Source organism: Sphingobacterium sp. SRCM116780 (assembly GCF_021442025.1).
Classification (GTDB): Bacteria; Bacteroidota; Bacteroidia; order Sphingobacteriales; family Sphingobacteriaceae; genus Sphingobacterium.
This window is the reverse complement of sequence record NZ_CP090446.1, coordinates 1,964,279-1,979,872: the sequence shown is the minus strand read 5'-3', so window position 1 is coordinate 1,979,872 and position 15,594 is coordinate 1,964,279. Positions and strand designations below refer to the sequence as shown.

At 34.9% G+C, this 15,594-nt stretch carries 13 protein-coding genes; 10 read left to right on the top strand and 3 right to left on the bottom strand.

All coding sequences use genetic code 11. The features are described from left to right. Nucleotides 1–105: 105 nt before the first annotated feature. From LZQ00_RS08625 to LZQ00_RS08590, 8 genes are all read left to right on the top strand, one after another. Complete coding sequence (locus LZQ00_RS08625; RefSeq protein ID WP_234514614.1) at nt 106–2,040, top strand: PEGA domain-containing protein; 1,935 nt, start codon at nt 106–108, stop codon at nt 2,038–2,040. A gap of 126 nt (nt 2,041–2,166) precedes the next feature. Continuing rightward, nucleotides 2,167–5,904 carry a hypothetical protein gene (locus LZQ00_RS08620; protein WP_234514612.1) on the top strand — a complete coding sequence of 1,246 codons (3,738 nt, stop codon included), beginning with the start codon at nt 2,167–2,169 and terminating at the stop codon, nt 5,902–5,904. A 66-nt stretch (nt 5,905–5,970) separates the two neighbouring features. After that, on the top strand, nt 5,971–7,170 hold the full coding sequence (locus tag LZQ00_RS08615; RefSeq protein WP_234514610.1) for a glycoside hydrolase family 19 protein: 1,200 nt from the start codon (nt 5,971–5,973) through the stop codon (nt 7,168–7,170). Then, nucleotides 7,167–7,586, top strand: coding sequence for a hypothetical protein (locus LZQ00_RS08610; protein ID WP_234514609.1), 420 nt, complete (start codon nt 7,167–7,169; stop codon nt 7,584–7,586). The genes LZQ00_RS08615 and LZQ00_RS08610 overlap by 4 nt, the downstream gene beginning before the upstream one ends. 624 nt (nt 7,587–8,210) lie before the next feature. Continuing rightward, complete coding sequence (locus LZQ00_RS08605) at nt 8,211–8,690, top strand: hypothetical protein (protein ID WP_234514608.1); 480 nt, start codon at nt 8,211–8,213, stop codon at nt 8,688–8,690. Nucleotides 8,691–8,764: 74 nt separating this feature from the next. Continuing rightward, the gene (locus tag LZQ00_RS08600) at nt 8,765–9,235 is read left to right on the top strand and encodes a hypothetical protein (protein ID WP_234514607.1); all 471 of its coding nucleotides are present in this window, start codon (nt 8,765–8,767) and stop codon (nt 9,233–9,235) included. Between the two features lie 207 nt (nt 9,236–9,442). Beyond that, nucleotides 9,443–9,925, top strand: coding sequence for an SMI1/KNR4 family protein (locus LZQ00_RS08595; protein WP_234514606.1), 483 nt, complete (start codon nt 9,443–9,445; stop codon nt 9,923–9,925). A 662-nt stretch (nt 9,926–10,587) separates the two neighbouring features. After that, entirely contained in the window at nt 10,588–10,842 is a 255-nt protein-coding gene (locus LZQ00_RS08590) for a hypothetical protein (protein WP_234514605.1), read from the top strand. Nucleotides 10,843–10,970: 128 nt separating this feature from the next. On the opposite strand, the gene LZQ00_RS08585 is transcribed toward LZQ00_RS08590, so the two are convergent. The 3 genes from LZQ00_RS08585 to LZQ00_RS08575 form a co-directional block, all read right to left on the bottom strand. Then, nucleotides 10,971–11,327, bottom strand: a complete 357-nt coding sequence (locus LZQ00_RS08585) for a hypothetical protein (protein WP_234514604.1) — start codon at nt 11,325–11,327, stop codon at nt 10,971–10,973. A gap of 10 nt (nt 11,328–11,337) precedes the next feature. Further along, nucleotides 11,338–12,588 carry a hypothetical protein gene (locus LZQ00_RS08580; RefSeq protein WP_234514603.1) on the bottom strand — a complete coding sequence of 417 codons (1,251 nt, stop codon included), beginning with the start codon at nt 12,586–12,588 and terminating at the stop codon, nt 11,338–11,340. A 388-nt stretch (nt 12,589–12,976) separates the two neighbouring features. Beyond that, the gene (locus LZQ00_RS08575; protein WP_234514602.1) at nt 12,977–13,603 is read right to left on the bottom strand and encodes a Crp/Fnr family transcriptional regulator; all 627 of its coding nucleotides are present in this window, start codon (nt 13,601–13,603) and stop codon (nt 12,977–12,979) included. Between the two features lie 545 nt (nt 13,604–14,148). Here LZQ00_RS08575 and LZQ00_RS08570 point away from each other — a divergent pair. Further along, the gene (locus LZQ00_RS08570) at nt 14,149–14,991 is read left to right on the top strand and encodes an RteC domain-containing protein (RefSeq protein WP_234514601.1); all 843 of its coding nucleotides are present in this window, start codon (nt 14,149–14,151) and stop codon (nt 14,989–14,991) included. A 243-nt stretch (nt 14,992–15,234) separates the two neighbouring features. Next, nucleotides 15,235–15,534 (top strand): helix-turn-helix domain-containing protein, encoded by a 300-nt coding sequence (locus LZQ00_RS08565; protein ID WP_234514600.1) that lies wholly within the window; start codon nt 15,235–15,237, stop codon nt 15,532–15,534. Nucleotides 15,535–15,594 lie beyond the last annotated feature (60 nt).

Genomic DNA, 15,594 nt, shown 5'->3' with positions numbered 1-15,594 from the left:
AATTCCAGAAGGAGTGTAAGCATGCGCACAGTGACTGGAAGATTAATTAACAAGAAGCCGCCGTGAGAACGGAACGGTATTGACAACAAATTCAAAATTTTTATTATGACAACAAAATCAGAATTAAAGAAGTTTTTTGAAAATGGGGATGTCCCCGATCAAGAACAATTTTGGGCATGGCTGGAGAGCTACTGGCACAAGGAAGAAATGATGGATGCTGCATCCATGCAGTATACCAATCCGCTTCCGAGCATTTACCCAGTAGGGGGAGTACCTGTTGGGACAACATTCGACCAGATGCCTATCAAGGATTTATTAGATTTAATTTTCTACGGAAAGACAAAACGTACATTGACGATCACCACAACACCTGACGATGCGACGGTTAAGATCAATGACGTTGTGGGAAATACCAGCAATGTGACCATAGGAACAACGGTGAGCTATACGGTAGAAAGACCTGGCTATTTTCCAAAAACAGAAACCGTGACCGTAACAGAAGACATGACCATCGCAGTAACACTCGAACCAGATCTATCGAATACGGAGATTACATTCACAGTAAGAACTACCCAACTAAATGAGCAGGTGCCTATCGCACTTTTGCGGACTTCGGACACCCAGACACTCGCTAAGATTAACTATGGGGATGGGAAAGAAGACCTGGTTTCGGTGCCTACTTTCAATGGTTCCCAGTCCTGGACGGATAATGAAGGAAATATTCATTATGTAGACAATGGTAATACTTTTTATCATATATTCGATAATATTGGAGACTATGTAGTCACCATTAATGCTGGATCCAACGTCAACTATGTACGATTCTGTGAAGGTTTGACAAGCGGGGCAGGATATCTATCTCCAACCATCAACAACTATGTACAGGAGATTTCGAAGTTCAGGTCCGATTCATTAACAAATCTGGATTTTACCTTTGCAGGCTTGTCCCAGGCGAATGTTAACCCAAGTTTTAAATTGGAAACACCGCAAGTAACCAGCATGAACGCCACATTCTACGGTTTTGGGGTAAGCAGGGAATTTGACAGTTTTCCAGCAGACATGCTTGCGCAGATTACCAAACCCACGATATTACTGGGTACATTCTTTAAAGCAGGACTTAAAAAGATCCTTCCGGGCCTATTGGACAGTTTCGCTGAACTGGTGAGTGTTTTTGAATGTTTTAAAAACTCCAAATTAGGGAAAGGATACTACAATGGGATCACAGCAGGAAATTATAGAGATAAACACAGTATAAACTCATCTTACGATTTTATACCGGTATCCTTATTCTGGAAGAATCCGAAATTGAAAGATGTATCGCATTGTTTTAATTATATCGGAGAAGGTGGATTTGGTAACCTGACTTCAGGGTACCTGGCGTTTAATATCGTTCGAAGAGAACTGTTCTGGAACGGAAAATCAGTGGGTAATGCAACGGGTACAATTGAAAATGCATTTTACCTATTTGCTAAAAACAATCGGATCCTATGTGAAGCGAACTTCCTGAAATATGCGCCCAATATGAAACATATCGGCGGTATGTTCACACAGACCAACCATGTGTCCCATGCGATTAGCTGGGGAGGAATGATTCCTATTGCCAAGAATGAGACGACTTCCATTCGTTCCAATGATGGGGGACAACCATTTGAAGTAGCAGGAAATGGCTTAACCTATGATTTAAATGTGATGTTCCCGGATGCGAGTTATCCGAATATCCTGACTTTAAACGGTGCGTTTACGGCAGCTGCTACAGGAGCGACATATGGATTTAACCATGATCTGAACTATACTGCTAGTGCTAGTCCGGTCACCATCAACCAAAGTTTCAATGCTGCAGACTTCCTGGCTAAATTTCCAAATGCGAAAGCAGGAAGTGTAAACGCGTATGCACAACAGATGCTTGGACAGTCGGGAGGAACAACAGATGAGAAGAATGATGGCCGTAACGGTGTGTTCTATCTGCTGAATCAGGATGCTAGAATCACGGACAAAGCGACTTTGCCAGCACTTGTTTTCAATAACGCGATTCCATATTAAGCTTTTAGAGACAAGAGAGTTCCTCTTGATCCAGGCACATTAACAAATAAATTTTTACCCTTAAAAATTGATCTGCAATCAGGTCAACAGGTAAAACTATGTCTAAAAATTTAAAAAAATAAAAGAATGAGTACAAATAATAATAACGCATCACAAACACTTTTTCGTTTAGCAGGTTTACGAAGCCCGCAATTAACAGAAACAAGAAAAGAAAATCTGGGCTTTATCCACCGTCCGGATGTAGAAGGGATAAAAGGCTTTTTTGATGCCATTTTAGAAGCGGGAGCTACAACTGATGGTATTACAAAATTTACAGCATTAGAAAGAGCTTCTAAGGATTTTACTGTTCCAGAAGATTTTAAATCAGATATAAAACTGGAAAACCTATATCCGGCATTATCCAGTCTGGGAAAAAGCCTTTGTAGAAGAGAAGAAATTACAATGGGTGCTATCAATAAGGCTACATCAGAGTGGAGTGCCAAAACTTCAGGTCTGAATGCAGATGAGACTATTGCACAGCAGAAGATCCTTTGGGACAATATGATCTATCAGACTGTAACACAGCATGATTTTCAAGTAAAAGAAGTGATCATTCAGATCCTCAAAGCGATTCACTACCTGGATGCCGATTCATTGGAGAGAACCGAAGAAACCATCAAAATCAATGGTGAAGATTTTCGAGTAAAAGCAGCAACAGCAGCAATTGTCTTTCCTGATGCTTTAGTGCTGCATACCACAACAGAGAATAATGGAATTCCATTTACCGTGAATCAAAGTACCATTGGAGGTGCCAGTATAAAATATGCTAACAGTAGAACTTTATCGGTAGCGGAGCAAAATCAGCTGACCAATATGGCAAATATCGAAGTTGGAACTTCCGACAGTTTGATGAAAAAAGATGCACAGGAGGTACTTAAAAGCGAGCTGGAAAATGCTCGAAAAGAGTATACTATTGCCTATAATGCCTCGTATAACACGCAGTATTCCGCTTATCAGGCCAGTATACAGCCAGAAAAGAACAGATACGAAAGTGAGATCAGAGCGGTAGAAGCGGGCTTTACGGATCAGACGACAGAAGCTGAAAAAGCAGCGGCGTATCAAAGCGTTGCTCCGCTGAATATTCCTCTGTTTGAATTTGTTTTCAATAAAGAAATTGATCTGACAGTTTTAAAGAATAAACTGACAGCAACCTCTTTTGCTTTATTTGTGGAGTTATTCACCAATTATGGTGAAGATTTAAAGACGTACATCTCCCAAAATCCAGATACCGAAATGGACATTCAGGTGATTTCACCGACATTGACCGAGATCAGCGGTTTTACCCTGTCATTGAATGCTATATATTCAACTTTTGAAGCTGTAATAACAAAATTAAACAGCGGAATTTCTGAAAATTTTTCACAAGCATTATCGCTTCAAACGCTACCCCAAAGACAATTTGCGAATATTGGAGGTGTATTAATCCCTATGGCGGAAAGCGCGCAAGTATTTCCAAACAGCTATTATTTGCGGGTACAGAAAATTAGTTCCTTCGTCAGGATAAAGTCTCTATATTTTGGTTTCACCGTTGAAGATAGTTCCTGGTCAGTTTCATCTATAAAAATTACAATTGGCAATGGTCTTATTCCTCAGGAAGAAACACATTATAACATTGCTGTTTCTGATGGGAAAATAACAATTCCACCAATAATCCTTGATTATAGCGAGAATATAGGCTATATAAACATACATGCCTGGTTTGATAACGGATGTGAAGGTATGTTGGATTTTGCTTCAGTAGCTGATGATGCCGATTTGAGTGGTATTTTGAATATAATCAAACCTCAGGATTCAACGGATACATCGTCAGAATCACCCTCAGTTTTCCAGCCTAAACATTTTGGCGTAAAACGTTTGGGAATTGCTGATTATTTAAAGGTAGAACAAAGTATTCATGCCTATGTGCCGGGTGAAATTTCCAATATTGAAAATGTGATGGCCAGTGAGCTGAGACATAAATCCTCGACATCCAGAGAATATTCGGAAATTACAACCAGTACATCCAAAAGTCAGGAAATAGAAAAGCTTTCCGATACCACTAAAACATCCAGAGCCGATATGCAGACTGAAGTGGCACGCCAACTGGAAAAAGAGCAAAGCTATGATGCCGATACCAGATTTGGTAAATCGGGAACCTGGTATTTTGAAGCTGGTGGCAGTTATGCAAGTAACAGTGCACAGCAGGATAGTACCAGACAGGCTGTCGCAAAATCTCAAGAAATTACAGAGCGAGCGCTAGAAAGTGTGTTGACGAAGATTTCAGAGGAACGTGTAGAAAAGATCATCAAAGAATATACAGAGACCAATGTCCATGAATATGATAACCGTGGTAAAGTGATCGGAACGAATACCCCTGAAACCCGTCCGCAGCATATTTCAGGAGTTTACCGCTGGGTGGATAAGAAAATGAAAAATCAGATCTTCAACTACGGAAAGAGGATGATGTTTGAGTTTATGATTCCGGAACCTGCGAGACTTCACACTTTGGCGACAAAATCAGTAAAGAAAACACTCACGGAGCCTATAGATCCAAGAAAAGCACCTTTTCCTTTTACGATGAAAAATGCGGCCAAAGATGAAAGTATTCTAGCCTACTGGGCTGATCATTATGGAGTTGTTTTGGATAACCTTAAACCAAATACCGAAGTCAGCCATCAGGCAAATGGTGCCCCTCACAATGAAGATAATGGTTTATTTGGTGATACAGCTTTTCAGATACCGGACGATTATATTGGAAAAAGCTATACCATAACTTGGCGAACCACTAGAGAAGACAATAGATCCAGCTGGCTTGAAGGATATTATACGAGACCAAGTTCTATAAAATTTAGTGATTTGGCAGGAGGAGAATATAACTTCAAGAATTATGAAGATGCAATGAGCGGAACCGAAGAAAAAAGCGGATTAAGCTTAAAGGGAAGTAATGTTTTTAGCGTTTCTGGTAGTAATGTGGCGGAGTTTAGCTTTGCAATAACGGTGGATTGTGTGTTAAGTGACGAGTATATCACGAATTGGAAGAAAGAGCAATTCGCTAAAATTATTGAAGCTTATGAAGCGGAATATCAAAGCTTCCGCGATGAACAGGTAGCAGTTAATGAACAGGCAGCGGAACAGGAAAGACAGAATCAGGAAAAAGCGGCCATATTCTACCGCAGTACAGAATCCAATATCTTAAAACATAACTGTATAGCTTATCTGTTGCAGAATTACAATTCCCTTGGATCAGCAATGTCTGTCGATGATGGTCAAAATATGACAAGCTTTAGCATGAAGTTTGGGGACAATCTGGATCAGTACACCGCTCTTGCCAAATTTATGGAACAGGCTTTTGAATGGAATGTAATGGATTATACCTTTTATCCTTACTATTGGGCAAATAAAAACCATTGGAAAGATCTGTATATGTCAGAAGAGCTGAATCCATTGTTCCGTAGTTTTTTACAGGCAGGTATGGCACGTGTCATTGTCACTGTAAAACCAGGCTTTGAAGATGCAGTACAGTTCTTTATGAATACCGGAAGAATCTGGAATGGCGGGATAGTGCCTGTTATTGGTGATCCGTTATACCTATCGATTGTGGATGAAATGCGTGAACCTACCGGCGTTCCACAAGGAAAATTCTGGATTACACGTGTACCAACAACCTTGACCATATTGCAGGCAAAATCTGCAGGTCTTGAAGTGGAAGATGCATTACCGATTTTCCCTGAAGATAATCCGGAGAACTGTGAAAATCCGAAGGAATTGGAAACCGTAAGTGCTTTTGGAGCACCTGTAGATGCAGTTATGCTGTCTCTACCAGGTACGACAAGTACGTTAGGCTAAATTAATTGAAGGAAATGGTGGTAAAAACCACCATTTCTATTTTGTTAACATTTAAAAATTAAAAAAATGAGTATTATAAAACCATTAGGGGTTCCAGGAATAAAACCATTAGGACTTAGTAATACAGAAGGTGTAGAAAATCCATCTGAAAAAATCTTACATATAAAATTTTTATCATTTAAAGAAGAGGAGGGATTAATAAATTTGGAATTTGAAGTAGAAGCAAAAGGACTTAATAGTTCTGAGGGAATTTTATCTTTATTTAAAGCAGAGTCTTTAGGATTCTATTTTGAAGGTTTTAGCAAACAAGTGAAAATTTCAAATGGGATTTCAAGAGTGAAATTTAATCTTGATAGATATTCCAGCAGTAATATATTTACTAATGAAAAGAATAAGTATTATGTTTTAATTGCAGTTAATGGGATTTCAAAAAGATCTGATAATTTTGATATCAATTTGAAAACCGATTATTCAACTTCTTTTGAAACAAAATTAACAGCAAATCATTTGTCACAAATGGGAGTGCCTGCAAAAACAGCACAGAAATATATAAAAGACCTGAATGCTACTTTCGATAGATATGAAATAAATACTCCTTTACGAAAAATTTCTTTTTTCGGTCAGGTTTTATCTGAAACAGAAGCTTTTAGAATTAAGACAGAAAATGGAGTCTCCGATACCGCTTACGGTGGATTCAAAGGTAGGGGATGTATGCAACTCACAGGAAAAGAAAATTATGTAGGCTATGAAGAATATAAGAAAAAAGATCTTCCTAATATTGATTTTACAAGTACAACAAGTAATAAAAATAAAGTTAATGATCTCCCATATTACTTAGATTCAGGAGGATGGTTCTGGTCAATAAGAACAAAATTAAATGACGATGCGGATATAAATGATTTTATTTATATAGCTTTTAAAGTCAATGGTGGGTTTAATCATTTTGATAAACGTGTGGAATACTATATAAAGGCTGCAAAAGTTTTAGATAAAAGACTGGTAAATCCAATTTTTAATTTTCGTACAAGTGCTTGTTTCAATATACAAAAAGCCTGTTGTGCTTGGGGTTTATGGCATGATCCTGCTTCTCCTGAGGATCCATATTTTGGAGTAAAAAGGGACACAAAAGAGGCAATCTTGGGCTACACGAGATTTTTAGAACTTCATACTAAAGCGGGTAGGCCAAAAATAAAAGAAATGTATGATAAAATAGATTATCAAATTATTAACTTTGTAGACAGACGGTTAAATTCGCTAAAACAATGAACCAAATATTAAAAATATCAATACTATTCTTAGTTCTTGTATCTTGTAAAGACAATAAAGATAAAATCAAGGATAGAAGCTATTATTATTCATTAGAGAATAATGAAAATATTGTCTTGAGCTTTAATTATGACACATTAATTACAGATAAAGGCTTTTTTTTAATTAAACATTTTTTAGATCATAAAAAATCAAATATATATCATTTATCATACAAAGATAAAGTTATGGGTATGGTAATTGAGGATCCTACTGATGATAAAACTTCAATAATTAGTTTAGACATTGATTCGACTTTTACAATTAATAATAATGATTGGTTTAAATTGTATAGAACAGATAATAAACAGCTCTCACAATTGTCATTGACTAAAACAAAACTTGAGTTTCTTAAAAAATACAAAATCATCGAATAATTGTTTGTCATATAGCATTTATAACATAATAATAGCGATTTTTCGATCTCATTTCATCATCAGACTTTTTAAAATATAGCTTCTCAGAAATAAACGATTTTTTAAGAGATTATTTTACTATGCCTTCAGAAAGTGTCTAACTTTCTGAAGGCTTTTTTGTGAGAAAGTAAAAACCTTTAATGCATCTAAGACATATCTTCTCATGGAGATTATGATTAAAGTAGACAGAGAAACAAGTAGATGAGTTGAGAATAGAAGTAGAAGTGCAAACCACCATGAACACTCTTCTGGTTTATTGTTCCAAAAGAGCACTTCTTCAGTCATCTTTTGAAAACCAAGGTATCCAGCCCGAAATACAGCCCGACAAATACTTAATCCTTTTTCTGTCATACAGAATCTAAAGCTCTCAACCATTTTCTCTTTGCAGAATTTCTAGAGGTAGTCTCTATTTTTATTGACCACTAAAAGAGCGAGCAATAAACCAAAAAGTGCTACTCTAAAGGCCTTTTATAATGAAATAAGTGAAGAAGTAGCATAATCATTACATATTTATATATAAGCGAAATATGGGGCTAGATAGTGAGCGAAATTAAATTTATCTTTAGTGAAATTTTAAACAAGGTCATGAAAATACTTAGCTTAGTCGTACTGTTAATAATCTGTTCTTTTGATTCTAGGAATAACCAGAAGATTAAGCAGGATGCGCCGCATCAGGATTCCATACTTAAGGAAAATAACGTTAAAGATACAATCATCTTCAAAGATTATTATCATTATTCATTCGAAAATGATGCAAATATTATTTTAACCTTTACCTATGATACCCTAATTACAGATAAGGGTGTGTTTCCAGTAAAAGTTATTTGGGATTCGAAAGAACTTATTAGATATGATTTATTATATAAAAATAAAGTTATTGGTATGGTAGTTCAAGATCCCACTGATGATAATGAATCAGTACTTACTTTATATATTGATTCGGCTTATGTAACTAATCATAATGATTGGTTTAAACTATATAGAACAGATAATAAAAAGCTTTCTCAACTGCCACTGGTTAAAACAAAGCTTGATTTTCTTAAAAAATACAAAATCATCGAATAGTTATTGACGATATAACCTTTATTATTAAGCTTCTATAATAATAGCAACACATCCACCAAAACAATATCCTCTATATGGAAAATTCAACGAAAATAGCTCTTTTAGCTTCTTTATTTGTTTATATTTCTTGTGGGAACAACCTAAAAGAATGCCAAGACTGTACAACAAATAAAGACAGTCTAATTTTTATTGATAAGGATGATGAGGTTTATGTGAGACTAAAGGCAAAAGATCGTCACCCGATGAAACAAGAAAAATTGAAAGCAAATAACTATTATGAATTTTACAATTTTGTTTATATCTACTCTTTAGATAAGGAAGTTCGTGTGAAAGATATTATTGATCAGAAATCCTTCAAAATAATCAATTCCAGTTATTTTGAAGACGATAAATTCATTTATTTTTCTCCAACTCTTCCTGGAGACCATTTTAATCTATTAGATAAAAAGGAATATGTAAAATTTAGTAAGGATAAATATACTGTTTATAGTAGATATGGAACATTTCACCTTGGCGATCCTATAGAAGCTAGAAATATAAAATAAGAAGTTGTTTTTAAAAATACTTTAAAAAATGATAAAATAAACGATTTTCCAATTGTTGATAAAGCTCTTTTTGTAGGGTATCATCACATTGGAATAGATGAGATTTGTACTTCAAAATTGATCCAAAAATCTGATACTGCTGATATTTCTGATTTACAAAGATATAATTGCTATGAACGGAAAAGATAATGAAATTAAGGATTCCCAATGAGCTTAAAAATTGATATGATGGAAATACAATATTTAACCAAAATGAAAAATAATCCTAAAGTAGGAAGATTTGAAAATGAAGGAATATCCGAGGTAGAAATTGAAAAATTAGAACAATGGTTCACTATCAAATTTCCTCAGGCCTATAAAGAATTCTTATATTTAGGAGGAAAAACTGAACAGATTATAGATGGTTGGAGTTCAGAAGCAAAATATCTAAATTGGCGACAACAAAATATAAAGGAGAGTATGGAAAGTATTGATTTGAAGCTAAGACCATATTTTGCTTTTGCTGATTTTAACGGAAGTAATTGTTTCTTTTTCTTTATTGGAGAAGGAGATAACCCTTCAATTTACAAGTATGATGAAAATAAGATTTATACAAATGAAAATGGAGATGAAATTTATTATAAAAAAACGGAAGATTCTTTCAGTGACTTCATAGATAGTTTTATTGATTATGCATTAAGTAATAAATAATTTTCACAGAGGTTGTCAGTTAAGCTGACCCTAAAAGGTGGACAAATTTAGTTATTAGATTTGTTATAATGAGCTCGATATTCTATTGGGCTCATTCCATTTAAAGACACTGTCTCATAAAGTGTTCGTTAATACCGTCCTCCAGTTTATTGTTCCGAAGGACCACTTCAATGCTCTCTTTTGAACTCTGGTCTCCAGACCGAAATACAATACTGCCCCAATTATAATACGCTCCACTTTATTCCCAGACAAGGTCTTTGTTTGTATTGACCACTGAAAGAGCGAGCAATAGCCTAAATAGAGACTACTTTAGAGGTCTTTTAGAATGAGATAAATGGGGTTGTAGCATAATCATTGCATATTTGCAGTTAGACGAAATATGGGGTTGGATAATGAACGAAATTAAATCTATATTTAATTAAATTTAAATAAGTACATGAAAATACTAAGCTTAATAGTACTGTTGACAATTTGTGCTTGCGGTTCTGGGAATACCCAAAAGGTTAAGAATAATGCGCTGAATCAGGATTCCATACTTAAAAAAAAATAACGTTAAAGATAAACTCATCTTCAAAGGTGATTATCATTATTCATTCGAAAATGATGCAAATATTATTTTAACCTTTACCTATGATACCCTAATTACAGATAAGGGTGTTTTTTTGATAAAAGATAGTTTAGATGATAAAAAATCTAATATATCTCATTTGTTGTATAAAGATGTAATTATCGCTACTTTATATCAGGATTTTACTGAAGAGGAAACCTGGGATCCTACTCTAGATATAGATTCAACTTATACAATTAATAATATTTCCTCGTTTAAGTTATACAGAACAGATAATAAAGAGCTTTCTCAGCTGCCATTGGCTAAAACAAAACTTGATTTTCTTAAAAAATACAAAATTATAGAATAGTTATTGACATATAACCTTTATTATATAATGATTGTAATCTTATCTTACCGCAATACTTAAGTGTTAAATAAGTAAGTGGGGTCATCTAAATAACCCCACTTACTTATTTAATATTCCTTTCTTGGTATTTATCTTTTTTTCTGCATATTCTTATCAATGACTTCCCAGTCCATATAGTCAAAATGAACTCCATTAACAATATAATTTTTCCATCGCCAAAAACATAATGGATTAATTTTGTATAACCGGTAAAGCTTCTGATTTTCTTTAGCAGGAGAGGTTTCTTTAATAAAGTGTTCAAAGCTAAAAGTAGAGAAACCAGGACTTTTGAAAGAAAAATTTTGAGTTATGATAAATGATCCGTCTAAATTAGCATATCTAAAATGTCCTTCATCTAATCGATGAGCAATATACTTATTGATTATTGGTAAATTGGGAACCAATAATATACTAATAAATACAATAAGGATTGTTTTCTTCTTCATATCTTTCTATTTAGTTGCATGCAGGTGTACTGGTAGGTGCCATGCTCTGTGTAAGTGAAATACCAGTGACTCCCGCTGTCTTCATTTGGCTTAATCGGCCATATAAGCCTGCTGGGGTCGTATAGCCTATAGTACTATTTGGCACTGCTAGTCCGGCCCCACCCAACGCTGCATTAAAAACTTCCTCTGCATAATCCGTACAATTATAATCATTAAGATCGTACGGCCTCGTACTTCCTGTCAATGCAATGTTACGCGCATTATTAAAGGTGGCTGCAGTTACGTTTATTGTATAGCTTGCGTCGCTTCTACGTTGTTGTGGGTCTTCCCGTCCAATTGATGCGCCTTCAGCATCTTTTACCGCAGTCATCCAAGAATCTGAAGAAGGATAAAAACCGAAAGTGAGTGAACGGGTGGTTGAACCATTGGATTTCTGCATTGTTATATAAGCGTGTCCAGGATCATCCGTTGAAAAATTGTAAACTTGAGTGACGTTGTTTGGATTTGCAAGATGAGCATGAATAGTTATTTTATATGTGGTTTGAGCGTTTGATGGAACATTGTTGAAACAATTTAATAATTGCTGAAGATTAATTGGTTCTGATGGAGATTCGTACAAATAAGAAGCACCACCGCCTCCTCCTCCGGTGCCGCCACCGCCACCGCCGCCATTTCCCGATCCACTACCACTGCAGGCTGTGTATAAATACATCCAATATTCGGAACCATCATCATAATACTCAACTAAATACCACTCTTTACAAACAACAGGTATATTTTTACCTGTAGAAGGTGCGTCGTTGTGAGCTTTGACCTTGCTATCTTTATTCTTAGTAGTCAGGCGCAAATTTACAGGTTTAAATCCCTCAGCGTCCAAAAGCTGGCTATACAGCAAACTTTCTTTCAAGTCATAAACAAGAAAATATACTTTTCCCTGGTCTTGACTGTTGCTATCCTGTTTTTTAACAAATTTAGAAATTGCTTCCTTTCCATGTTCAGTTATCGTACGTGTATCCGAAAATACGACCACTTTATTTCCTTTAACTACATCATGTTCGTCAATAGTGAAAACAAGGTTTTGTTGTATAGAGTTATCCGGCCCTAAGTTTAAGCCATTTTCTAAAGGGACGACAATCGTTGTACCCCCTTTGTTCCCCTTTATAATTTCTGATTTTGACCATTCTAATGGAAATGGTTTTCCATTATCCTCATACCATTTTTTTGCTAATGAGGTTTCCTCGGTTTGCGGATATCTTTCCACATCCCTTTCACACGACTGTAAGAGCATAATCGCAAATACTGCATAGATTAATTTTCTGCAAATTGATTTTAACATTTTATGTGATTTAAAATTAGTGTACTTATATTTCTTCGTTTAATGAATTAATGACTCAAAATTAGAACTATAAAAGTTATTGTCTTTTGACAAAAGGCAAAAAATATATAGATATAACAGAAATCAATTTATCAATTAAAGAACACTAAGATAGAGGCGATTTCTCAATGCGTGAGTGATAGAGACGGCATCCTTTTGCATGCAAAAGATATAGCGGATAGTACGACCCTCCGTTCCTTTTGGGAGATTGAACTGCAGGAACTTGGGACGGGGTCAGAAGAGCTATCTGATTAATGATTAAAAGTAGGTAGTATCACTTGACTGCTTTTGTTTTTTCTCTCTTTGCCCGAATTCTACTTAAAGTTGATTGCGTAATTCCAAGGTATGATGAAATAATACCTAACGGGATGCGCGCAACTATATTGGGTTGTTTTGCGATAAGATGCTGATAACGTTCCGTCGCACTAAATATGCGTAGTTCGTTTGCTTTTTCCTCTCCTTTAATATAATAAGTTTCCGTTAAGACCCGGCCTATATAGTTGAATTCTGGAAATGATTGATATAAATGCATCAGATCGGCGTAATTTAATACTAGAAGGACTGAATCTTCCAAAGTTTCAAGGACTTCAAAAGATCTTTTTTGGCTAAAAAAACTATAAACGGAAATGGCAAGATCTCCTTCAAAAAGAAGCCATGAAGTTGTGTCTTTACCTAGGCTATCAACATAATATGATCTCACAGCCCCTTTTATAATAAAATAAATAGATTTTTGAATTTGGTCAATGTTGAGTAGGATATTTTTCTTTTTTACTTTTATCAAATAAGTATTTGAAATAATAGCGTTTCTAAGTGCAGATGACATAAAATGAATGTTCTCGAAAAAGTTCAGAACTATTTCTTTCGCTGAATTTTCTTCTATTTCATTTACTGCATTTTTCATGTGTGAAAATGATAAAACCGAATATTTAATAATAAACGGTAATCAAAATATACGAAAAAAAATCTAATAAAGGCTATTTTTTTTTGCCTTTCATCAAAAATAATAAGGATAAATAGTTTTTATTTTGTACTACCAAAAAGCATATTACAAATAATTATACTGTGAAAAGAAGGACAAAAGGACTGTTGTTTGACAATTCTTAATGTTCTTAGGAATGAATTTATTATCGGTGCCGAGAAAGAGTTTGTATCAAGCCAGGAAAATATAATGCCCAAAAATGATCTAGGTATTGTTTCTTCATAGCATTAATATATTTATTCAATACGAAAAATTTCATGCGGTAATAATTAAACTTGTTGATAAGCTCAAATTTTTACAAAATCCGAGCGAATACCAATTACATTGCTTCAAATAATTAAATATCCTTGTAATCAATGAATAAGAATTAAATTATAATGTATATTTAAGTAAACATCTCACCGTGGCGAGATATAATTTAAAGCGAAATACTGTGTGGAGGTTATTCACTTTTAATCATAGTCACCATGAAACAATTGTATAAAAACATTTTATTAACGATAGAGCAAGAAGAAAAGAATGTTTCGAAAAGTTCTAAAAGTGTTATTGATGAAGCATATCATATGCTATCTTTTCTGCGAGGTTCCCTGACCGATTTAAAGTTAGAAATAGCAGCTAACAGTTTTGATAGTATTCTGGATGAAATAACCTTTTTTAAACATGTAAAGCCTGAAATTCTTGGTAAACTAATCTATTATAATAAGCTTATCCGGATTGAATCAGTAAGTCCTAAGAATTTAGAGCTGCTGGAACTTTATTATGCAGAGCAAATTAAGATTCTTAACAAAGAGTATAGAAAATATATCGCAAGCTCCGATTTTTACAAGTATTATAGATCTGGACGTATCGATAGAGATGAGTGTTATTTTAGGTTGGGGAATATCAATTTCTTTGATGGCTTAAACAGCTTTTTTTTCGAAGTGGATTCGGAATTTTCTACCTTTTATGACTATAAAATTGCGCGCATATTAGCTTTTGATCTTATCCATCATTACGTTTCAGATAAAGTGAATGCTAAAGGAGAAAGTGCAAAGATTTCATTTGAAAGTGCTGATGGTTCAGAATTTTCCTGGACTGATTCTAAAAATGCATTGATAGAGCTGATTTATGCACTTCATATATCCGGTAGTGTATCCAATGGAAGGGCGGGTTTAAGAAGAATGAGTAAATTATTTGAAGACCTCTTCGAAGTCAAACTTGGCGATATTCATCATGCTTTTCATCAAATGAAATTCAGAGCAGGTGAAAAGGCAAGTTACTTGCGTTTCCTAAAAAATTCGCTGGAACAGTATATGAATAAAGATCTTTAAACGATTTTGATAAAACAATAGAACCCAAAGCAGGCAATCAATAAGATTGCCTGCTTTTTTTGTACCCATCCTATACCAATATACTACCCATATTGAAGCCCTGAAAATGGTCAATAGTTGATTTCTTTGCCTTGAAGAATTTTAAAAAAAATGTATTTCTCTTGGTATTTCCTTGCTAAGACCTTGTACGATTTGGTGGAAAATGTAGGCCAATTTTGATCTGTAAACCAAACATCAAAAGCAATGAATATCGACAGACTTGAATTCCTTGCATGGATGGATCGTATTATGAAGCGATTTGACATTCTTGCAGGTGATTTAGAAATCAGAGAAAAAAAGAGATTGAGTGTTGACGGCGAAGAGCTTCTCGATAATCAGGACGTTCTTCAGATGCTAAAGATCACCTATCGCTGTCTGCAGCGCTACCGTACGATAGGCCGAATAAAGTATTTCACCATTAGCGGTAAGATCTATTACAAGAGTTCTGATGTGCAGCAGTTTATCCGTGATAGTTATCACGGTGGAACATACAGGCAAAAATAGGTAACCAAAGGATATACAACTATGAACCCTATTGCCGATAGATACTTTCGGTAAATCTTA

Bases quoted from the DNA above. Each gene is read 5' to 3' on its own strand.
- LZQ00_RS08625 (WP_234514614.1), top strand. From the start codon at position 106: ATGACAACAAAATCAGAATTAAAGAAGTTTTTTGAAAATGGGGATGTC.
- LZQ00_RS08620 (WP_234514612.1), top strand. From the start codon at position 2,167: ATGAGTACAAATAATAATAACGCATCACAAACACTTTTTCGTTTAGCA.
- LZQ00_RS08615 (WP_234514610.1), top strand. From the start codon at position 5,971: ATGAGTATTATAAAACCATTAGGGGTTCCAGGAATAAAACCATTAGGA.
- LZQ00_RS08610 (WP_234514609.1), top strand. From the start codon at position 7,167: ATGAACCAAATATTAAAAATATCAATACTATTCTTAGTTCTTGTATCT.
- LZQ00_RS08605 (WP_234514608.1), top strand. From the start codon at position 8,211: ATGAAAATACTTAGCTTAGTCGTACTGTTAATAATCTGTTCTTTTGAT.
- LZQ00_RS08600 (WP_234514607.1), top strand. From the start codon at position 8,765: ATGGAAAATTCAACGAAAATAGCTCTTTTAGCTTCTTTATTTGTTTAT.
- LZQ00_RS08595 (WP_234514606.1), top strand. From the start codon at position 9,443: ATGAGCTTAAAAATTGATATGATGGAAATACAATATTTAACCAAAATG.
- LZQ00_RS08585 (WP_234514604.1), bottom strand. From the start codon at position 11,327: ATGAAGAAGAAAACAATCCTTATTGTATTTATTAGTATATTATTGGTT.
- LZQ00_RS08575 (WP_234514602.1), bottom strand. From the start codon at position 13,603: ATGAAAAATGCAGTAAATGAAATAGAAGAAAATTCAGCGAAAGAAATA.
- LZQ00_RS08570 (WP_234514601.1), top strand. From the start codon at position 14,149: ATGAAACAATTGTATAAAAACATTTTATTAACGATAGAGCAAGAAGAA.
- LZQ00_RS08565 (WP_234514600.1), top strand. From the start codon at position 15,235: ATGAATATCGACAGACTTGAATTCCTTGCATGGATGGATCGTATTATG.